Below are 19,808 nucleotides of genomic sequence, written 5' to 3' on the forward strand. Positions count from 1 at the left end.
TCCAGGTAATGCCTCGCGCGGCTCGCCCGACGGACGCGCTCAGCGGAACGGCAGGCCGCCGCGACCGCCCATGCCGCCGAGCATGCCCTTCATGCCGCGCATCAGGCCCTTCATGCCGCCGCCGGCCATCTTGCTCATCATCTTTTCCATCTGCTGATACTGCTTCATCAGCTTGTTGACGTCGGCCGGCTGGGTACCGGAGCCGCGGGCGATGCGCGCGCGGCGCGAGCCGTTGAGCAAGCCCGGGTTGCGCCGCTCCTTCTTGGTCATCGAACCGATGATGGCGATCATCCGCGGCACGTCCTTGTTGCCGGCGACCTGCTGCTTGAGATGGTCGGGGATCTGGCCCATGCCCGGCAGCTTGTCCATCAGCCCGGACAGGCCGCCCATGTTCTGCATCTGCTCGAGCTGATCGCGCATGTCGTTGAGGTCGAATTTCTTGCCCTTGGCGACCTTCTCGGCCAGCTTCTGCGCCTTGTCCTTGTCGACCTGGTGCTCGACCTGCTCGACCAGCGACAGCACGTCGCCCATGTCGAGGATGCGGCTGGCCAGGCGATCGGGGTGGAACACGTCCAGGCCGTCGGGCTTCTCGCCGACGCCGATGAACTTGATCGGCTTGCCGGTGATGTAGCGCACGCTCAGCGCGGCGCCGCCACGGGCGTCGCCGTCGGTCTTGGTCAGCACCACGCCGGTCAACGGCAGCGCCTCGCTGAACGCCTTGGCGGTGTTGGCCGCGTCCTGGCCGGTCATCGCGTCGACCACGAACAGGGTCTCGGCCGGGGTGATCGCCGCATGCAGCGCTTTGATCTCCTCCATCATCGCCGCGTCGATCGCCAGGCGGCCCGCGGTATCCACCAGCAGCACGTCGACGAAGGACTTGCGCGCGTCGGCGATGGCGGCGCGCACGATGTCCACCGGCTTCTGCGAGGCCTCGGACGGGAAGAACAGCACCCCGACCTGCTCGGCCAGGGTCTTGAGCTGCTCGATCGCGGCCGGACGGTACACGTCGGCCGACACCACCATCACCTTCTTCTTACGCTTTTCCTTCAGGTGCTTGGCCAGCTTGCCGACCGTGGTGGTCTTGCCCGCGCCCTGCAGGCCGGCCATCAGCACGATCGCCGGCGCCGGCACGTTGAGGTTGAGGTCGCTGGCGGCCGAGCCCATCACCGCGGTCAGCTCGTCGCGCACGACCTTGATCAGCGCCTGGCCCGGGGTCAGGCTCTTGAGCACTTCCTGGCCGACCGCGCGCACCTTGATGCGCTCGATCAGCGCCTGCACCACCGGCAGGGCGACGTCGGCCTCGAGCAGCGCGATGCGCACTTCGCGGGTGGCTTCGCGGATGTTCTCCTCGGTCAGGCGACCGCGGCCGCGCAGGCGCTGCATGGTGCCGGAGAGGCGTTGGGTGAGGGATTCGAACATGCGGGCGGGTCGCGAGCGGGAAACGGCCGTCGATTATAGCCGGGCGCGCCGCCGATCCCTGCCGCGGCCGTCACGGCGGCCTGTCCGATATGCGAAACTGCCGCGATGCTCATCACCGTCCTCGCCACCCTGCTGTACCTGGCCGCCACCGGCCTGCTGATCGCCGCGGTGGTGCGCGACCGGGTGGACCGCAGCCGCGCCTGGCTGTGGCCGGCACTGCCGGCGGTGGCGCTGCACGCCGGCTACCACGTGCAGGTCGCCCTGCACACCGCCGGCGGCCCGGACATGCATTTCTTCGCCGCGCTGTCGCTGGTCAGCCTGGGCATGGCGCTGATGACCACGCTGGTCGGCGCCAGCGGGCGCATGGCCGCACTGGGCGTGGTGGTGTTCCCGCTGTCGGCGGCGCTGCTGCTGGCCTACCACGGCTATGGCCACGAGCCGGCGCCGGTGCTGGACTGGCGACTGCAGTTGCATGCCTGGCTGGCGCTGCTGGCCTACGCCACGCTGGGCATCGCCGCCCTGCTGGCGGTGATGCTGTGGCTGCAGGAACGCGCGCTGCGGCGCCGCGACTTCCATCCCTGGCTGCGCGCGCTGCCGCCGCTGACCGCGCTGGAGACGCTGCTGTTCCGCACCATCGTGGTCGGCTTCATCCTGCTGACCCTGACCCTGCTGACCGGGGTGCTGTTCGTGCAGGATTTCCTGGCGCAGCGGCTGGTGCACAAGACCGTGCTCAGCGTGCTGTCGTGGATCGTGTTCGGTGCGCTGCTGTTCGGCCGCTGGCGCTACGGCTGGCGCGGAGTCAAGGCGGTGCACTGGACCCTGGCGGCAATGGTGCTCCTGTTGCTGTCGTTCTTCGGCAGCAAGTTCGTGATCGAGCTGGTGCTGGGGCACGCGCAGTAGTCCGCCCAGCCTGGCGCAGCGCATGTTTTGTAGGAGCGGCTTTAGCCGCGACCGGGCGTTCCTAGGAATGCCCGGTCGCGGCTAAAGCCGCTCCTACAAGATCTCACGCATCAACCATGGCCCTGCCCCGTCAGCGCCGCCTCCACTGCCGTCCAGTCAGCGCCGCGGCCGACTTCGGCAAAGTGGTAGGCGATGCGGTGCCGGTAGACCTCGCCGGGGCGCAGGACGCTGTCCGGGAAGTCTGGGTGGTTCGGCGCGTCCGGGTAACCCTGCGGCTCCAGGCAGATGCCGCGCCCCAGCGTCGGGTGCTGCCGGTCCAGGCCCTGGCCCTCGTACAGCTGCACGGCCGGCATCGGGCTGGCGATGCGCATGGCCACGCCGCTGTGCGGCGAATACAGCAGCGCGGTGCAATCGTGGCCGTCGGCCAGCACCAGGCAGTGGTCGTAGCCGGCACTGAGCGAGAGCTGCGGATCGGCGGCGATGTCCTTGTCGGCGATGGCGCGCGCCTGGCGGAAATCGAACGGCGTGCCGGCCACCGTGGCGACGTCGCCACGCGGCAGCAGCGCCGCGTCGCGCACCGGCAGGTAGCGATCGGCCGGCACCCGCAGCCACTGTGCCGCGGCGGGCACCGCGGCGTCGCCGGCCAGGTTGAAATAGGGGTGATGGGTGAGATTGAGCGGGGTCGGCGCATCGGTGTGCGCGACGAATTCGACGCTCAGGCAGCGGCCGTCGACGCGGTAGGTCGCCTCCACCGCGACGTTGCCCGGGTAGCCCTCCTCGCCGGCCGGCGAGTCGTAGCGCAACTGCAGCGTGCGCTCGGTCTGCGCCAGCACCGTCCACACCCGGCGGCCGAAGCCCTGCGCGCCGCCATGCAGGTGATTGGCGCCCTCGTTGGCGGTGACCGCGTAGTGCCGGCCATCGATGGCGAAAGCCGAGCCGGCGATGCGGTTGCCGAAGCGCCCGACCAGCACGCCCAGGTAGGCCGGATCCTGCAGATAGTCCTGCAGCGTCGGCAGCCCCAGCACCAGGTCGGTTTCGCCATGCATGCCGTGCAGGCGCAGGCTGCGCAACAGGCCGCCGTAGGTCAGCAGTTCGGCACGCAGGCCGTCGCCGCTGTCCAGGACCACGCGCTGGATGGCAGTACCGTCGGGAAGATGACCGAAGAGCGAGGACATGCAGGGGCCTGGAGTCGGTGTGCGCATGCGCGGGGCCCGCAGCATAACCAGCGATGGCGCGGCACGGCCATCGACACGCGAGCATCGGCGCTGCGCTGTGCGATAGCGCGCACATTCGCGCGACGCACCCGCTGCGGCACCACGCCGCGCATTGCAATTCCGATATGGCGGCGGCGCATTTGGGCATTGGTCCGCCGTCGGCGTGTCTTTTATGCTCGGGCCGGGGGATGGACAGGGGAACCAGGCACACCGTACCGAGCGGCGCGGACGCGATCGCCCGGATTGCCTCCCTGGACGGGACATCCCCTCAGCGCTACACCGAGGCCGCGTGCCGGCCGTCACTCCCACGCAGCGCTGGCGACGGCGCGCCTACCCGACAAGGAGTTCCCGATGCGTTCGCCCCGTTTCCTGAAGCAGCGTGCGGTGCGGTGGCGGCGGCTGCCGCTGATCGCCGCGATGCTCGGCCTGGCACTGGCCGCCACGCTGGCGCAGGCCGCCGACGTCGAGGTGCGCGGCACCTTGCGCGCCGACCGCCCTGGCCCCACGGTGTCGCGCCACCTGTTCGGGCAGTTCGCCGAGCACCTCGGCACCGGCATCTACGGCGGCGTCTGGGTGGGCCCGGACTCGAAGATCCCCAACACCCGCGGCTACCGCAACGACGTGGTCGCCGCGCTGAAGGCACTGGACGTGCCGGACATCCGCTGGCCGGGCGGCTGCTTCGCCGACGAGTACCACTGGCGCGACGGCATCGGCCCGCGCAGCCAGCGCCCGACCAGCGTCAACACCCACTGGGGCGGCGTGGAGGAACCCAACAGCTTCGGCACCCACGAGTTCATGGACTTCACCGAACTGCTCGGCACGCAAGCCTACGTCGCCGGCAACGTCGGCGACGCGGCGCCGGACGAGATGGCGCAGTGGGTGGAATACATGACCGCGCCCACGCGCTCGACCCTGGCCGAACAGCGCCGCCGCAACGGCCGCCAGGACCCGTGGAAGGTGCCGTTCTTCGGCGTCGGCAACGAGCTGTGGGGCTGCGGCGGCAACATGCGCGCCGAATACGCCGCCGACGTGTTCCGCCGCTACCAGACCTTCGTCAAGGCGCCGGCCAACCAGAAGATCATGAAGATCGCACCCGGCCCCAGCGATGCCGACTATCACTGGACCGAGGTGATGATGCGCGAGGCCACCAAGTTCATGGACGGCCTCAGCCTGCACTACTACACCATCCCCGGCGGCTGGCCGCCGCGCGCCTCCTCCACCAGCTTCGACGAGGCGGCCTGGATCGAGACGCTGTCGCGCACCCTCCTGATGGACGAGCTGATCACCAAGCACAGCGCGATCATGGACAAGTACGACCCGGACAAGAAGGTCGCGCTGGTGGTCGACGAATGGGGCACCTGGTACAAGGGCCTTCCGGACGTGAACCCGGGTTTCCTGCGCCAGCAGAACACCTTGCGCGACGCGCTGGTGGCCTCGCTCAACCTGGACATCTTCGCCCAGCATGCCGACCGCGTGCGCATGGCCAACATCGCACAGATGGTCAACGTGCTGCAGGCGATGATCCTCACCGACGGCGACAAGATGCTGCTCACGCCGACCTATCACGTCTTCATGCTGTACAAGCCGTACCAGGACGCGACCGCGCTGCCGCTGCAGATCGGCACGCCGGACTATCGGCATGCCGGCTACACGGTGCCGGCGGTGCACGGCTCGGCCGTGCGGGCCAAGGACGGGCACGTCTACGTGGCGCTGACCAATCTGGACCCCAACCGCAGCGCCAACGTCGCGGTCCAGGTCGACGGCTTGCAGGCGCGCGGCGTCAGCGGCCAGATCCTGACCGCCCCGACCATCGACGCGCTCAACACGTTCGCCCAGCCGCAGGCGGTGCGCCCGGCCGCGTTCGACGGCGCCCACGTGCGCGGCGATACGTTGCAGGTGGCGCTGCCGGCCAAGGCGATCGTGATGCTGAAGCTGCAGTAGTCGCAGGCTACTGTCGCGCCCTCCCCCTGCTGCGTCGCGCAGCAGACCCTGGATGCATGCCACGACGTACACGCGGTGCGCGCTCCTGGCCCCTCTCCCCCCCCGGGAGAGGAGTTGGGGTGAGGGTCGGTCCGCGCCGCACATCCATCCCAGTCCCAAGTCGCCGCTCGAAGGCGCACGCGAGGGAGAGCTACCTGCCAACGCATCCCTCACCTCCCTGCCAGTGAGGGCGAACTGCTCCCATGCGCACGGCGCACTCGCCCCGCTCCCACCAGAGGGCTGGAGTCCTGGGCGGCGCGACCTCCTCCGCGCTAGTCCTCCGGATCGGTCAGCAGCGCGAACAGCGACTGCCCGTCCGGTGCGACCAGGTCACTGACCGCCCAGCAACCGTTGCCGCGGCGCTGCAACTCGATCTTGACCGAGCGCGCCCGCGCCGCGCGGCCGCCGAGCGCGAGCCGGTAGTCCATGCGCACCTCCACCACGGTGGCCTGCGAACCGCCCGAGACCAGGGTGAAGGTCGGCGCGCCCTGGATCTCGCCGTCCTGCGCGCTGGTCCACGGATCGAAGTCCAGCCGGCACACGCCCTCGCGTGCGGCGCAGCGCTGGTCGGCCTGCAACGCGTGCGCGAAGGCCGGCGTCAGCAAGCCGTCCAGGTTCTGCGGCTGCCAGTAGAAATCGCGCGCCTTGTACAGGCGTTCGGCCATCTGCAGCGGCGTCGCACATGCCGGCGGCTGCGCCGCGGCGAGCGCCGGCGACAGGGCAAGCAGGGTCAGGAGGGCAAGACGGCGATGCATGGGCGGCTCCGGCGATCGGGGCCGGCTATGAAGCCCGGTTCGCGACGCGGACGCAAGCACTGGGCATACGCGTGGCGAACAAAACGGTCGCGCGCCGTCACCAAGTGGGCGCGGATACTGCACAGGAACCGCAGTGGACACGTGATCCGTGAGGATCGCCAGCGCCGTCCACGCCCGCTTGGCGACCGCGTCGCGGTGTTGCTTGCCGCGCAAAAAAGAGGAGCCGGCGAACCGGCTCCTCGTCCTCCTGCCGCATTGCCGGATGGCAATCCGGCTCACGCGGCCTTGACCGGCGCATAGCCGTCGAAGGTCATGCTCGCCGATGCCCGTCCCTGGGTCAGCGAGCGCAACGCAGTGGCATAGGCCTGCAGTTGCGCCAGCGGCGCCTGCGCCACGACCTCGGCACGGGCCCCACGCTCTTCGATCGCCACCACGCGTCCCTCGCGCCGCTGCAGATCGCCGAGCACATCGCCGACGCTGTGCGCGGGCGTGTCGATCGCCACCGCCATCACCGGCTCCAGCAACTGCGTGCCGACCTGCGCCAGCGCCGCCTTCACCGCGTCCGACGCCGCGCGCTGGAACGCCAGGTCCGACGAATCCACCGCATGCGCCTGGCCATCGACCAGCACCACCTCCACACCGACCACAGGATGACCGAGCGGGCCTTGCGCCAGTGCCGCGCGCGCGCCCTTCTCGGTGGCGGCGACGAAGGCCTTCGGCACGACGCCGCCGCGGCTGCGGTCAGCGAAGATCACCGCGCCGTCCGCGCGCGGCAGCACATCCAGCACCACCTGCGCGAACTGGCCCTGGCCGCCGTTCTGCTTGGACAGCCGTGCGGCCACGCCCAGCGCGGCCGCACGCGGCGTTTCCTGGTAGGCCACGCGCGGCGCACCGGTGCGCACGTCCACGTGCCACTCGCTGCGCAAGCGCTCCACCATCACCTCCAGGTGCAACTCGCCCATGCCCCAGATCACCGCCTCGCCGGTCTCCGGATCGCTGTCGACGCGGAAGGACGGATCCTCCTGCGCCAGCCGCGCCAGGCCCTGACCCAGCCGCACCAGCTCGGCCGCATTGGCCGCGCCGAGCCGCCACGCCAGCACCGGCGGCTGCGTGCGGATGCGTTCCAGCACCCACCGCGCCTGCACGCCGCTGAGCGTCTCGCCGCTGACCGCGTCCTTCCAGCCGAGCACGGCGACGATCTCGCCGGCCTCGGCCTGCGCCACGTCGTGGGTCCGCTGCGCCTGCACCACCGCCAGCCGCCCGACCCGGCGCGGACGCCGGGCATGCGAGGTCCACACCGTGTCGCCGACGCGCAAGGTCCCCGAGTACACGCGCACGAACGCCAGCGGGCCCTGCGCGGTATGCGCGAACTTGAACACCAGCGCCGCCAGCGGGCCGGACGGATCCGGCGCCAGCAACGTCTCGTGTCCGCCTTCGCCATCGGCATCGCCGTCGGCGTCGGCCCGCGCAGCCACCGGCGGGCGGTCCAGCGGCGACGGCAACCAGTCGACGATCGCGTCCAGCAACGGCTCGATGCCCTTGCGCTTGAACGCCGACCCGGCCAGCACCGGCACGCCGGCGCCGGCCAGGGTGGCCCGGCGCAAGGCGCCGCGCAGCAGCTCGGCGTCGATCGCGCGCTCCTCGAGATAGGCCTGCGCCAGCGCCTCGTCGTGCTCGGCCACCGCAGCGATCAACTGCTCGCGCGCCTCCGCGAACGCGGCTGCCTCCTCGGCATGCCAGGCGCGCGTGTGCAGCTGCCCCTCGTCGTCCCAGGTCAGCAGGCGGCCGCCGACCAGGTCGCTCCAGCCGTCGAAGCCGGAGTCGCCCGGCAACGGCACGCCGACCGCCCAGACCGTCGCGTCGAGCTTGCTGCGCAACTGCGCCAGCACGCCGTCGAACGACGCGCCGGCACGGTCCATCTTGTTGACGAACGCGAGCATCGGCACGCCGTGGCGACGCGCCTGCCGCCACACGGTCTCGGATTGCGGCTGCACGCCGTCGACCGCGGAGAACACCGCGACCGCGCCGTCGAGCACGCGCAGCGAGCGTTCCACCTCGATCGCGAAATCGATGTGCCCGGGGGTGTCGATCAGGGTCAGGCGATGCGTCGGCTGCCCGGCGGGCGCCCACTGCACCTGCACCGCGGCCGCGCCGATGCTGATGCCGCGCGCGCGTTCGATGTCCGAGAAGTCGGTGGTGGCGGCGCCATCGTGGACTTCGCCGAGACGATGGATCGCACCGGCAGCCCACAACAGGCGTTCGGTGAGGGTGGTCTTGCCGGCGTCGATGTGGGCGATGATGCCGAGGTTGCGCCAGCGGGAAAGGGTGTTCGTGTTCATGAGAGAGGTTCCGCATTGCCAACACTGGGGAAGCCGCATGCCCCGGTTGGCGAGGCGGGCATGCGGCTAGGGTTCGGGTTCGGCGGCGTAGTGCATGGCACGTTCTCCTTGGCGTGTCGGAACGGTGGAACAGCGAAAAAAAGGCATAAAAAAAGCACCCATCGGGTGCTTGTCTGCGGCGGACCGGCGATGGCCGGCGTCAGCGCACGGCGTCGTCCATTCCTTCAGGCAGGCGCACCCGGCCTGCGCTGACGCGCAGGGCGTTGGGCAATATCAGCAGCGGTGCGTACGGCATGGCGGCGTGACGATGGGTGCGAATAAGGGCGACAAGTCTGAACCTGTGCGAGGGCCCGGTCAATGCGGGCGGCGCGGCGCCGCTGGAACGCTCGGAGGCGGTGCGTGCAACGCTGGCGCGCATGCACTCAATGCCGACGCCGCACGGACCTACTGCCGTATGCCCCTCCGGCGCCATGGGGCGGAACATTCCGCTCGCACCGCTTCGAATCGTCGCGCCGGTGCGGCAGAGGGCCTGCCGGCACCGGCGCGATGCGCGCATCACCACCCGATGTTGGTGTTCTGTACCAAGCCGGCAGCGGCGTTCGGGCCCTTCCAGAGCACGTTGCCCATCGCCACGCCGTACTGGCCGCCACCCCAGAACAGCGATTCCTTGCCGCTTGAGCGGCAATGGTTGCCGATGATGCTGACTCTGGAGATGTTGTTGAAGAACATCGCGGTGTCGCGCGTGTTGTTGAAGATGTTGTTGTGGACGGTGATGTCGTGGATGCGGCCAACGGTGTCGGAGACCACCGACAACTGGAAGTCGCCGCCTTCGAAGGTGTTGTCGGCGAAGGTGATCGAGTTGGCGTCCTGGCTCAACGAGCACACCACCGTGCCGGGTTGCCCCGACAGCCAGTTGCCGATGCATTTGACGTAGGAGCTGTTGTTGGTGACCTGCACCGAGGCCACCTTGACTTGGTCGATCACGTTGTGCGAGATGTTGATCTCCATGCCGCGGTCGACGTAGACGCCGATGCCCGAACCGGCGGAGGCGAGAATGGTGTTGTTGACGATCCTGACCCCTTCCGGCTGCGCCGACGTCGACCCCAGATAGACGCCCCCGCAGCCGAGCATGTAGTTGCCCTCGACGAACGAATTGATGCCACCGTCGCGGTTGTAGACCGCGTAGTCGCCGATGGAATTGAAGAAACACTCGCGGATCTGGTAGCCCTCGCCGCCGACGCAGTGGAAGCCGTTGGACAGGAACCGCGAGAACGCCACGCCGCGGATCAGGATGGTGCGGTCGTCCGGACGATCCGGTGCGGAGTACGCGTACTCCACGCCGTTCTGCGCGCGGTTCATGCCATCCAGCCCCAGGTCGAACAGTGCGGCATTGCCGCCGAGCACGTAGACCAGGGCCACGTTGGCCGGGAAGTTGTCGCCGGCGCGAATGGCGCAGTTCTGCCCCGCGCCGGCCACCACGAAACCGGCCGCGCTGTTGACCTTGCTCTTCACGAACAGCGGCGCGTCCACCCGATAGGAGCCCGCGGGAAAGAACACGTAGCCGCCATCGGTACCCACGCTGTCCAGGGCCGCCTGGATCGCCGGCTGGTCGTTGCTGGCACCATCGCCGACCGCGCCGAAATCCTTGACGTTGACGATGGCGGACGATGTTGCCGCTGCCTGCGTGGTGTTGGTGTTGGTGTTGGCGCCGGCGACGTCCACGCCGGCGAGCGCGGCCACCCCGGCCATGCCGCCAAGGCCCATGAAGCGGGAAAAATCACGGCGCGACATTCCCGCCGCGGGCCGCTGTCCATTCGAATGCTGTTGCATGTCCATCTCTCGTCTTGGTGAAAAGGGGGCTGCTGAAGAAGCCGCATCGGCGGCAGCGCATGTGATCCGAAAAAAGTTTCAGCCTGCACCGGCCAGCGACGGCGATCATGCCGGAGGCAGCGATGCGCTGTCCGGGGTCGGTCGGGGTCACACGTTCCAGATCTCGCCGAAGACCCGTTCGAAGTTCAGGCCCAGCACCTTGTCGGCGACGCGGGCGCTGTACCCCCGGCGCAGCAGTGCGTCGGCGACGCGTTCGAGCTTGCGCGGGGTATTGGCGTCGGGCAGATAGGGCAGCCGGTTCTCGCCCGGGGCGCCGATGCCGTCGCGGCGGCGCTGCACCAGGTCCGCCTCGAACGCGTGCCGGTCCTGCTCGGTGATCGGGAAAAACAGCGAGTCGGTGCCGATGCCGACATGGTCCTCGCCGCACACGTCCAGCGCGTGCTGCAGGTGGCGCATGTAGTCGGCCAGCTGTGGTTGGCGGCTGTCCTCGGTCAGGAACGGCAGCATGTAGACGCCCATCACCCCACCCTTGCTGGCCAGGGCGCGCAGCTCGGCGTCCTGCTTGTTGCGCGGATGCGCGAACACCGCGGCGCAGCCGGCGTGGGTGATGACCGGCGGGCGCTGCGACAGGGCGATGCCGTCGCGGGTGGTCTGCAGGTTGGAATGGCTCAGATCCAGCGCCACCCCGAGCCGGTTCATGCGCGCGATCGCGTCGCGGCCGAGCGCGGTGACGCCGCCGGTCTCGCCGTCCAGGCAGCCGACGCCGAACGGCGTGGTGCGGTTGTAGGTGAGTTGCATGACCCGCACGCCGAGCTGGCGGAACAGATCGATGCGCGCGGGCTTGTCCTCCAGCATCGCCGCCGACTCGAAGGAGAAGATCAGCGCGACGCGCCCCTCGCGCTTGGCGCGGCGCAGGTCGGCCGGTCGCAGCACCTTGAGGACGTGCTGCGGATAACGCTCGACCAGCGCCTGCGCGGCAGCGATGTCCTGCACGGCGGCCTCGAAGTCGCCAGCCGCACCGCCCAGCGTGGTCTTCAACGCCGACACGCCGGAGTCGCGGAGTTGCTGCAGCAGTTGCGGCGCATCCGCGCCCTCGAACACCTGCCCGATCGAGGCCAGGGCATTGGCATCGAGCACCAGCGCGTGCCGGTACAGCGCATCGGCATCGGCAGCGGCGGCGCTGGCGATGACCGCCCCTGGCAGCAAACCGGCCACTGCGCCCGCCGCACCGGCGCCCAGGCATTGCCGCCGCGTCCATCCCTTGCTCATCGCTCGCTCCCCGGTGCGTCCTGCGGTGTCGGTCCGCACGGGTGACGAGCATGCGCGATGCGCGCGCGAGGCGCCATACCGCGAACCCGCCCCGCCCACCACGTGAAGCGGCGCCCGCATGGATTTCGCGGCCCCGGCCTCCTATCATCCGCCGACACTTCCAGGACGGCCGCCCATGACCACCCCGCAGATGTCGGTGTACTTCTTCCTGCAGGCGGCGGTGATCCTGCTGGTGTGCCGCCTGGTCGGCCTGCTGGCCAGGCGCCTGGGCCAGCCGCAGGTGGTCGGCGAGATGATCGCCGGCGTCGCGTTGGGGCCATCGCTGTTCGGCGCGCTGCTGCCGGACCTGCAGCAGGCGCTGTTTCCCAAGCCGACGATGGACATGCTGTACGTGGCCGCGCAGTTCGGCGTGGGCCTGTACATGTTCCTGGTCGGCACCGATTTCCGCGGCGACCACTTCCGCACGCGCTACCGCAGCGCGATGGGCGTGTCGCTGGCCGGCATCGCCGTGCCGTTCGTGCTGGCGTTCGTGCTGGCGCCGTGGCTGCTGCACGTGCCGGGGCTGTTCTCGACCAAGACCAAGCTGCTGGAGGCCTCGCTGTTCCTGGGCGCGGCCATCGCCATCACCGCGTTCCCGATGCTGGCGCGGATCATCCACGAGCGCGGCCTCACCGGCAGCCCGCTGGGCACCCTGGCGCTGACCGCCGGCGCGGTCGACGACGCCGCGGCCTGGTGCATCCTGGCGGTGGTGCTGGCCAGCTTCGGCGGCAGTTGGGGCAGCGCCTATCTGGCGATCGGCGGCGGCGTGGGCTATGCGCTGTTCATGCTGCTGGTCGGCCGCCACTGGCTGCGCCGCCTGGCGGACCACGTGCGCCCCGACCAGCCGCTGAGCGCCGGCGTGCTGGCGGTGGTGCTGATGCTGTTCTGCACCAGCGCCTGGGCGATGGATGCGATCGGCATCCACGCGGTGTTCGGCGGCTTCCTGCTCGGCGCCTGCCTGCCCAAGGGCGCGCTGACCGAGAAGCTGCGCGAGCAGTTGCAGCCGTTCGTGGTGGTGTTCCTGCTGCCGATGTTCTTCACCTTCTCCGGCCTCAAGACCGAACTGAGCGTGCTGCTGGATCCGCAGATCCTGCTGGCCGCCGGCGTGGTGCTGCTGGCCTCGTTCCTGGGCAAGGGCATCGCCTGCTGGGGCGCGGCACGGCTCAGCGGCGAGAACAACCGCAATGCGATGGCGATCGGCGCGTTGATGAACGCGCGCGGCCTGATGGAGCTAATCATCATCAACATCGGCCTGCAGGCCGGGGTGATCGAACAGGGCCTGTTCTCGATCCTGGTGCTGATGGCCATCACCTCCACGCTGATGGCGACGCCGCTGTTCAACTGGGTGATGCGCCGTGTCGATGCGGGCGAGGCGGCGCCGGCGGTGGCCGGCGGCCGGTCGTAGCGCGATGCCTGCGGCCTGCGCCTACGCAGCAGGCACGCGCCACGCGGGCGGTAGCCCGGCGATCAGGTGCTCCTGCAGGGCGCGCACTTTCGGGGTGAAGTCGTGGCGGTCGGCCACACACAGGTACAGCCGCATCGGTTCGGGAATGGGGCTGGCCGCGCCGGCGGCGGTGTCTTCGAACAAGGCGCGCAAGGCGCCCCGCTGCAGGTAGGGCTGCGCCACGAACGTCGCAAGCCGGGTGATGCCGCCGCCGGCGGCCGCCATGCTAGCGAGCGCATCGATGTCGTCACCGACGAGCGCCGCTGTCACCTCCGCATCGAAGCGCAGCCCGTCGCGGACAAAGCCCCAGCGCAGATAGCGACCATCCACCGGCCAACGCAGCAGCAGGCAGGCGTGGTGCTTTAGTTGCTCCGGCGCCGTCGGCGTGCCGGCGCGCGCCAGGTACTGCGGGGCCGCACAGAACACGAACGGCACCGCAGCGATGCAGCGCGCGACCAGACCATCCTGCAGTTGCGGTTCGATGCGAATGCTCACGTCCACCCCCTCCTGCGCATGGTCGACGCGATGATCGGCGCTCAGCAGTTCGATCGACAGGCGTGGGTATCGCGCCGCCAGCGATGGCAGCAGCGGCGCCAGCACGTGCCGCCCGAACGCAGCGGTGCTGGCCACGCGCAGCCGTCCTTCCGGTGCCGCCTGCGGGTCGGCGACCGATCGCCGCGCACGCTCCAGATCCTGCTCCACCTGCCGTACTTGCGCCAGGTACAGCGCGCCGCGCTCTGTCAGCGCCAGGCTGCGCGTGGTGCGGTTGAGCAGGCGCACGCCCAGGTGCGCTTCCAGGCGCGCGATGTTCTGGCTCACCGCCGCCGCACTCACGCCCAGGGCCTTGGCGCCGCCGGCGACGCTGCCGGCCTCGGCGGTGTGGATGAAGCTGCGGATGGACTGGAGAAGGTTCACTGTACGAGCAGCTATACGCGATGCATTCGTAAGTTGCAGTTTACAAAGTCGCAAGCCGCCCGCGCCTACCGACCCTGCAGGCGCCTTGCTAACGTGCCGCCTCCCGCGCCGCCAGGCCGCAACGACCACCGAGGCATCGCTCATGCAGGATTTCGACAGCGCAACGCCCAGCCGCCCGAAGCTGGACGTCCGCACCACGCCCTTCGTCTTCGCCTTCTACATGGCCGCGATCATGGCCATGCTGATGTGTCTGGTGATCACCGCGGCCAATGCCGGACTCGGCGAGGACTATGTACAGCGCGTGCTCGACGCGTACCGGCTGGCGATGCCGACCGCGTTCTGCTGCATCCTGGTGGTACGGCCATTGGTGATGCGGCTGGTGGCGGCGACCGTGCATTCGCCGCGCTGAGCGGTGGTGGCTGGCGTCGTTGCAGCGCGACAGCGACTGAAGTGCCACATCCGATCTCCGCTGCGCCGCAACCGAGCGGATGCAGGGTGCGGGAGCGGCTTGGGCCGCGGCGGGGCGTGTCCGCTCGAGCCCATCGCGGCGAAAGTCGCTCCTGCAGCACGCTTCCCATCCTCGTTAGCCACGGCCTGAAGCCGCTCCACAGGGAAGCGACGCGCCCGCTTACAACGGCGTCAGCCGCCACAGCCCATAGGGATTGGCGAACAGATCGCCGGGTTGGAACTGGCTGCTGGCCTCGGCCTGGAGCCGATAGCGCGGCGCGCCGTGCGCGACGGCAAAGGTGTGGCCCTCGCGCACGTCGGGCGCTTCGTTGAACAGGTAGCAGGTGAAGGTGTGCAGCAGGCCGACCGGATCGGATGCCGCCTGCGCCGCGACGATCGCGTCCTTCATGCCGAACTGGTGCATGCCGCAGGAATGCACCTGCTCGCCGGTGATGTTGAGCACATAGGCGCGATGGGCACTGCCCAGCGACAGGTCCACGCACAACTGGCGCCAGTCGGCCGGGCTGTGGGCAACGCCGCTGCTTTCCACCTTGACCCCCAGGCCGCCGGCGTCCAGCAACGCCGCAGCCGCGCGCATCATCGTCTCGGCACGCACCCGCGAACCGCCGGCACCGATGAGGTAGACGACGGACGCATGCGTGCCGATGCGCGCCATGTCCGCGGAACCGCGCCAGTGCGGTCCGGCGGCGGCGAACGCGTCGGCCATGCGTGCATCGTACGGCTCGTGCTGCAGTTCGCATGCCTGGCCGCTGTCCATGTGCATCAGCACCTGCCCGGCGAACAGGTAGCCGCCGCTGTCCTGGACGATGCGCGCCAGCAGGTCGGTGCGATCCGGCCATGGCCCGGGAATGCAGAGCACGATCTTGGGAGGCTCGATCAAGGGAGGCGGCTCCTTGCCGTCAGATGGAATCACATGCGCGAGCAGTTCACCGGCATGGCCGCCGCCGCGACGACGCGTCGGCCATGACCGCCGCGATTCAGGTCAGCGCTGTCATCACGCCCTTGCGGTAGGCCGGGCGCTGCTGCAGGCGCTGGTACCAGGCCTGCAGGTGCGGCAGCGCCGGGCGCTCGATCGGCATCTCGAACCAGGCGTAGGCGAAGCTGCCGAGCGGGATGTCGCCCATCGCGAAGTGCTCGCCCGACAGCCACGGTTGCTGCGCCAGCGCAGCGTCGGCGGTGTGCAACAGCGCGGCCGATTGGTCCAGCGCGGCGGCGATCCGGGCGGCGTAGCGCTGCTCGGGCGCGGTGCGCAGCACGCCCCAGAACAGATCGCGGAAGACACCGGCGAAGCGCGAGGTGGTCCAGTCCATCCACTTGTCGCCCTGCGCGCGCAACGCCGGATCCTGCGGATACAGCGTGCCCGGGGCGTAGCGCGCGGCCAGGTAACGCACGATGGCGTTGGATTCCCACAATGCCAGGCCATCGTCCTCGATCGCCGGCACCAGGCCGTTGGGATTGAGCGCGCGATAGGCCGGTGCATCGTTGCCGCCGAACGCGCCGCCAACCTCGATGGAGGTGTAGGCCAGGCCGATCTCCTCGGCGCACCACAGCACCTTGCGCACGTTGCTCGAATTGTGCCGGCCCCAGATCTTCAGCATGTCGACGCTCCCGTTGGGTCGGGCAATTCTACGCCGCCGCGCCGCTCAATCGCCCATCGCGGCGTCCGGCAGGCGCCGGGTCAGCAGCCGCTGCAGCAGGCAGAACAGCAGCAGCAGGCCGCCGATCACGATGCGCGTCCACCACGAGCTGAGCGTGCCGTCGAACACGATCAGGGTCTGGATCGCGCCCAGGATCAGCACGCCGAACAAGGTGCCGATCACGTAGCCGCTGCCGCCGGCCAGCAGGGTGCCGCCGATCACCACCGCGGCGATGGCGTCCAGCTCCAGGCCTTGCGCGTGCAGGCTGTAGCCGGACAGCATGTAGAACGTGCATACCACCCCGGCCAGCGCCGAGCAGAAGCCACTGAAGGCGTAGACGCGCACCTGCGTCGCCTCCACCGGCAGGCCCATCAGCCGCGCCGAGGCCTCGCTGCCGCCGAGGGCGTACACGCAGCGGCCGAAGCGGGTGCACTGGGTCAGCCACATGCCCAGCGCCACCATCGCCAGTGCGATCAGCGCACCGACCGACAGCGAGGCGCCACCGCCCAGCGGCAGCCGCACCTGCGCGATCGCGGTGTACAGCGGGTCGGTGATCGGAATCGAATCGACGCTGATCAGCGTGCTGGCGCCGCGCGCCAGGAACATGCCGGCCAGGGTCACCACGAACGGCTGCAGACGGTAGCGCTGGATCAGCAGGCCCATGCCGGCGCCGAACGCGCTGCCGAGCAGCAGCACCAGCGGGATCGCCGCCAGCGGCGACCAGCCATGGCGCTCGACCAGGGACGCCGACAGCACCGTGGCGAAGGCCAGCACCGCACCCACCGACAGGTCGATGCCGCCGCTGAGGATCACCAGGCTCATGCCGACCGCGGCGATGCACAGGAAGGCGTTGTCGATCAGTAGATTGGCCAGCACCTGCGGCGCCAGGAAGCCGTCGTAGAGCACGCCGCCGGCCGCGAGCATGGCCACGAACAGCGCCACGGTGATCGCCAGCGGCAAACGCGCGCCCTGCAGCATGCCCACCTTGCGCAGGCCGGAGCCGGCCAGGCGCGGTGCCGCCGCACTCATGGCCGCACCTGCGGCGGCGGCCGCTTGATCCAGCCGCGCAGGTTGGCGCGGAAGGCCGGCGACTGCAGCAGCATCACCGCGAACACCAGCAGCGCCTTGATCAGCATGGTGACCTGCGCCGGCACGCCGAACGCGTAGATGGTCGCGGTCAGGGTCTGGATGATCAGCGCGCCGATCACGCTGCCGGCCAGGCTGAAGCGGCCGCCATCGAGCAGCGTGCCGCCGAGGGTGACCGCGAGGATCGCATCCAACTCCATCAGCTGCCCGGCGTTGTTGGCGTCGGCGCTCTTGACGTTGGAGCTGATCAGCAACCCGGCCAGGCCGGCGCTGAACGCGCAGAACACGTACAACAGCACGGCGATCAGCCGCGCCCGCACGCCCGCCACTCGCGCCGCCCGCGGGTTGTGCCCGATCGCACGCACGAACAGCCCCAGCGCGGTGCGCCCCAGCAGCAGTTGCAACGCCACGAACACCGCGGCGACCACGAACAAGGCGAACGGCAGGCCGAGCAGGAAGCCATTGCCGAGGTAGAAGTACGGCGGGTAGTAGATGGTCAGGATCTGCCCGTCGCCGATCAGTTGCGCGATGCCGCGCCCGGCCACCATCAGGATCAGCGTGGCGATGATCGGCTGCATGCCGACCTTGACCACCAGCAGCCCGTTCCACAGCCCGCACAGCGCCGCCACCAGCAGCGGCGCCAGCAGCACCGCCCACAGCGGGAAGCGGCTGTGTTCGCCGCCACCGATCATCCAGGCCGCCACCGTCGCGGCGATCGCCACCACCGCGCCGACGGAGATGTCCAGCCCGCGCACCGCGATCACCAGGGTCATGCCCATCGCCACCAGCGCCAGCGGCGCGGCACGGTTGCCGATGTCGACCAGGCTGCCGTACAGGTGGCCGTCGCGCCATTGCAGGCTCAGGAAACCCGGGTCGAACAGGCCGTTGCCGAGCAGCAGCACCGCCAGCGTCGCCAGCGGCCAGAACAACGGGTGCGCACGCAGCCGCGCCGGCCAGCGCGGCACGGTGGTGTCGGGCGTGGCGGCGGCGCTCATGCCGCACTCCCGGCGATCAGGTCGAAGATCGCACGCTCGCCGCAGCCGCCGGGCAGCTCGCCGACCAGGCGGCGTTCGCGCAGCACCGCGATGCGGTCGGCGATGCGCGCGATCTCGGCGACCTCGGCGGAGATGAACAGTACCGCCATGCCCTCGCGGGCCAAGGCCAGGATCCGGGTCATGATCTCCTGCTTGGCGGCGATGTCGATGCCGCGGGTGGGTTCGTCGAGGATCAGCAGCCGCGGCCGCGTCGCCAGCCAGCGCGCCAGCACCACCTTCTGCTGGTTGCCGCCGGACAGCAGCCCCACCGGCGTCTCCAGGCTGGCGGTCTTGATGCCCAGCACGTCCACGTAGCCCTGCGCGATGCGCACCTGCTCGGCCGGCGCCAGGAACCGGCGCAGACCCATGCGCGCCTGCAGCGCCAGCACGATGTTCTCGCGCACCGACAGCTCGGCGACGATGCCCTCGGTCTTGCGCTCTTCCGGGCACAGCGCCAGGCCGTGGGCGATCGCGTCGGGCGGGCCGCGCAGCGCCACGGCGCGGCCGTCGATCGCCACGCGACCACGATCGGCACGGTCCAGCCCGAACAGCAGCCGCGCCAGTTCGGTGCGGCCGGCGCCGAGCAGGCCGGCCAGGCCCAGCACCTGGCCGCGGCACACGTGCAGATCGACCGGCTGCAGCTGGCCGCGCCGGCCCAGGCCCTGCGCCTGCAGCAGCGGCGCCGCGTCCTCGGGCGCCGCTGCGCGTACCGCGGCGGCGGCCGCAGTGGCGGGATCGAGCGCGCGGCCGACCATCGCCGCGACCAGTTGTGGCGCCGGCAATTCCGCCGGCGTGTATTCGCCGACCAGGCGACCGTTGCGCAGCACGCTGATGCGGTCGGCCACCGCGTACACCTGGTCCAGGAAGTGGGTGACGAACAGGATCGCCATGCCGGCCTCGCGCAGCGCACGCATCACCCGGAACAGCTCGGCCACCTCGCCTTCGTCGAGGCTGGAGGTGGGTTCGTCGAGGATCAGCACCCGCGCCGACACGCCGACCGCGCGCGCGATCGCCACCATCTGCTGCACCGCCACCGGATAGCTGCCCAGCGCGCGGCGCACGTCGACGACGATGCCGAGGCGCTGCAGGCTAGCCTCGGCTTCGCGCTCGACCCGGCGCCAGTCGATGCGCCGCGGCCAGCCGCGCAGCGGATAGCGGCCGGCGAACAGGTTCTCGGCTACCGACAGGTTCGGGCACAGGTTCACTTCCTGGTACACGGTGCTGATGCCGAGGCGTTGCGCCTGCTGCGGCGAGGCCGGCGCGACGAGCGCGCCGTCCAGCGCGATGCGCCCGGCATCGGCCGCCGTCACCCCGGTGAGCAGCTTGATCAGCGTCGACTTGCCGGCGCCGTTCTGGCCCATCAGCGCGTGGATCTCGCCGCCGCGCAGGCGCAGCGCCACGTCCTCCAGCGCGGCCACGCCAGCGTAGGCCTTGCTCAGTCCCTGCGCCTCCAGCACCAGCGGATGCATGCGCGCGCCC

Annotated in this window: 16 protein-coding genes; 4 read left to right on the top strand and 12 right to left on the bottom strand. The window is 70.1% G+C overall.

The genetic code is table 11. From position 1 onward, the window contains the following. Window positions 1-39 precede the first annotated feature (39 nt). The gene (gene ffh / locus FHR56_RS10145) at window positions 40-1,419 is read right to left on the bottom strand and encodes a signal recognition particle protein (protein ID WP_160947675.1); all 1,380 of its coding nucleotides are present in this window, start codon (window positions 1,417-1,419) and stop codon (window positions 40-42) included. 105 nt (window positions 1,420-1,524) lie between these two features. Here ffh and ccsA point away from each other — a divergent pair, with 105 nt between their 5' ends. Next, on the top strand, window positions 1,525-2,319 hold the full coding sequence (gene ccsA, locus FHR56_RS10150; RefSeq protein ID WP_160947674.1) for a cytochrome c biogenesis protein CcsA: 795 nt from the start codon (window positions 1,525-1,527) through the stop codon (window positions 2,317-2,319). Window positions 2,320-2,429: 110 nt separating this feature from the next. On the opposite strand, the gene FHR56_RS10155 is transcribed toward ccsA, so the two are convergent. Further along, window positions 2,430-3,494: an aldose epimerase family protein gene (locus FHR56_RS10155; protein ID WP_184502486.1), complete on the bottom strand. Its 1,065-nt coding sequence runs from the start codon at window positions 3,492-3,494 to the stop codon at window positions 2,430-2,432. Window positions 3,495-3,950: 456 nt separating this feature from the next. On the opposite strand from FHR56_RS10155, the gene FHR56_RS10160 reads away from it, so the two are divergent. Then, window positions 3,951-5,474: an alpha-L-arabinofuranosidase C-terminal domain-containing protein gene (locus FHR56_RS10160; protein ID WP_160947697.1), complete on the top strand. Its 1,524-nt coding sequence runs from the start codon at window positions 3,951-3,953 to the stop codon at window positions 5,472-5,474. 311 nt (window positions 5,475-5,785) lie between these two features. Here FHR56_RS10160 and FHR56_RS10165 read toward each other — a convergent pair whose 3' ends face one another. From FHR56_RS10165 to FHR56_RS10180, 4 genes are all read right to left on the bottom strand, one after another. Continuing rightward, window positions 5,786-6,268, bottom strand: a complete 483-nt coding sequence (locus FHR56_RS10165) for a hypothetical protein (protein ID WP_160947672.1) — start codon at window positions 6,266-6,268, stop codon at window positions 5,786-5,788. 275 nt (window positions 6,269-6,543) lie between these two features. Beyond that, window positions 6,544-8,607, bottom strand: a complete 2,064-nt coding sequence (fusA, locus tag FHR56_RS10170; protein WP_160947671.1) for an elongation factor G — start codon at window positions 8,605-8,607, stop codon at window positions 6,544-6,546. A gap of 555 nt (window positions 8,608-9,162) precedes the next feature. Then, window positions 9,163-10,398 carry a glycosyl hydrolase family 28-related protein gene (locus FHR56_RS10175; protein WP_160947670.1) on the bottom strand — a complete coding sequence of 412 codons (1,236 nt, stop codon included), beginning with the start codon at window positions 10,396-10,398 and terminating at the stop codon, window positions 9,163-9,165. Window positions 10,399-10,584: 186 nt separating this feature from the next. Beyond that, the gene (locus FHR56_RS10180; RefSeq protein ID WP_237473317.1) at window positions 10,585-11,706 is read right to left on the bottom strand and encodes a membrane dipeptidase; all 1,122 of its coding nucleotides are present in this window, start codon (window positions 11,704-11,706) and stop codon (window positions 10,585-10,587) included. A 175-nt stretch (window positions 11,707-11,881) separates the two neighbouring features. On the opposite strand from FHR56_RS10180, the gene FHR56_RS10185 reads away from it, so the two are divergent. After that, complete coding sequence (locus FHR56_RS10185; RefSeq protein WP_160947669.1) at window positions 11,882-13,150, top strand: cation:proton antiporter; 1,269 nt, start codon at window positions 11,882-11,884, stop codon at window positions 13,148-13,150. Window positions 13,151-13,171: 21 nt separating this feature from the next. Here the strand turns inward: FHR56_RS10185 and FHR56_RS10190 are convergent, their stop codons facing one another. After that, window positions 13,172-14,104, bottom strand: coding sequence for a LysR family transcriptional regulator (locus tag FHR56_RS10190; RefSeq protein WP_160947695.1), 933 nt, complete (start codon window positions 14,102-14,104; stop codon window positions 13,172-13,174). Window positions 14,105-14,246: 142 nt separating this feature from the next. Between FHR56_RS10190 and FHR56_RS10195 the strand changes: the two genes are divergently transcribed. Then, on the top strand, window positions 14,247-14,513 hold the full coding sequence (locus FHR56_RS10195) for a DUF2798 domain-containing protein (RefSeq protein WP_160947668.1): 267 nt from the start codon (window positions 14,247-14,249) through the stop codon (window positions 14,511-14,513). Between the two features lie 219 nt (window positions 14,514-14,732). Here the strand turns inward: FHR56_RS10195 and FHR56_RS10200 are convergent, their stop codons facing one another. From FHR56_RS10200 to FHR56_RS10220, 5 genes are all read right to left on the bottom strand, one after another. Then, window positions 14,733-15,452 carry a hypothetical protein gene (locus tag FHR56_RS10200; protein ID WP_160947667.1) on the bottom strand — a complete coding sequence of 240 codons (720 nt, stop codon included), beginning with the start codon at window positions 15,450-15,452 and terminating at the stop codon, window positions 14,733-14,735. Window positions 15,453-15,549: 97 nt separating this feature from the next. Continuing rightward, a complete protein-coding gene (locus FHR56_RS10205; protein WP_160947666.1) occupies window positions 15,550-16,170 on the bottom strand; it encodes a glutathione S-transferase in 621 nt (206 codons plus the stop codon). Between the two features lie 45 nt (window positions 16,171-16,215). Then, entirely contained in the window at window positions 16,216-17,238 is a 1,023-nt protein-coding gene (gene yjfF, locus FHR56_RS10210) for a galactofuranose ABC transporter, permease protein YjfF (protein ID WP_160947665.1), read from the bottom strand. Next, window positions 17,235-18,290: an ABC transporter permease gene (locus FHR56_RS10215; RefSeq protein ID WP_160947664.1), complete on the bottom strand. Its 1,056-nt coding sequence runs from the start codon at window positions 18,288-18,290 to the stop codon at window positions 17,235-17,237. Before FHR56_RS10215 ends, yjfF begins: the two co-directional genes overlap by 4 nt. Further along, window positions 18,287-19,798, bottom strand: coding sequence for a sugar ABC transporter ATP-binding protein (locus FHR56_RS10220; protein ID WP_160947663.1), 1,512 nt, complete (start codon window positions 19,796-19,798; stop codon window positions 18,287-18,289). The genes FHR56_RS10215 and FHR56_RS10220 overlap by 4 nt, the downstream gene beginning before the upstream one ends. Between the last annotated feature and the right edge of the window lie 10 nt (window positions 19,799-19,808).

Origin of the sequence: Xanthomonas sp. F10 (genome assembly GCF_014206815.1) — a bacterium.
GTDB lineage: Bacteria > Pseudomonadota > Gammaproteobacteria > Xanthomonadales > Xanthomonadaceae > Xanthomonas_A > Xanthomonas_A indica.

What these genes read in the sequence shown, in the direction of transcription:
- ffh (WP_160947675.1), bottom strand. Translation starts at nt 1,419, where the DNA reads ATGTTCGAATCCCTCACCCAACGCCTCTCCGGCACCATGCAGCGCCTG.
- ccsA (WP_160947674.1), top strand. Translation starts at nt 1,525, where the DNA reads ATGCTCATCACCGTCCTCGCCACCCTGCTGTACCTGGCCGCCACCGGC.
- FHR56_RS10155 (WP_184502486.1), bottom strand. Translation starts at nt 3,494, where the DNA reads ATGTCCTCGCTCTTCGGTCATCTTCCCGACGGTACTGCCATCCAGCGC.
- FHR56_RS10160 (WP_160947697.1), top strand. Translation starts at nt 3,951, where the DNA reads ATGCTCGGCCTGGCACTGGCCGCCACGCTGGCGCAGGCCGCCGACGTC.
- FHR56_RS10165 (WP_160947672.1), bottom strand. Translation starts at nt 6,268, where the DNA reads ATGCATCGCCGTCTTGCCCTCCTGACCCTGCTTGCCCTGTCGCCGGCG.
- fusA (WP_160947671.1), bottom strand. Translation starts at nt 8,607, where the DNA reads ATGAACACGAACACCCTTTCCCGCTGGCGCAACCTCGGCATCATCGCC.
- FHR56_RS10175 (WP_160947670.1), bottom strand. Translation starts at nt 10,398, where the DNA reads ATGTCGCGCCGTGATTTTTCCCGCTTCATGGGCCTTGGCGGCATGGCC.
- FHR56_RS10180 (WP_237473317.1), bottom strand. Translation starts at nt 11,706, where the DNA reads ATGAGCAAGGGATGGACGCGGCGGCAATGCCTGGGCGCCGGTGCGGCG.
- FHR56_RS10185 (WP_160947669.1), top strand. Translation starts at nt 11,882, where the DNA reads ATGACCACCCCGCAGATGTCGGTGTACTTCTTCCTGCAGGCGGCGGTG.
- FHR56_RS10195 (WP_160947668.1), top strand. Translation starts at nt 14,247, where the DNA reads ATGCAGGATTTCGACAGCGCAACGCCCAGCCGCCCGAAGCTGGACGTC.
- FHR56_RS10205 (WP_160947666.1), bottom strand. Translation starts at nt 16,170, where the DNA reads ATGCTGAAGATCTGGGGCCGGCACAATTCGAGCAACGTGCGCAAGGTG.
- yjfF (WP_160947665.1), bottom strand. Translation starts at nt 17,238, where the DNA reads ATGAGTGCGGCGGCACCGCGCCTGGCCGGCTCCGGCCTGCGCAAGGTG.
- FHR56_RS10215 (WP_160947664.1), bottom strand. Translation starts at nt 18,290, where the DNA reads ATGAGCGCCGCCGCCACGCCCGACACCACCGTGCCGCGCTGGCCGGCG.
- FHR56_RS10220 (WP_160947663.1), bottom strand. Translation starts at nt 19,798, where the DNA reads ATGCATCCGCTGGTGCTGGAGGCGCAGGGACTGAGCAAGGCCTACGCT.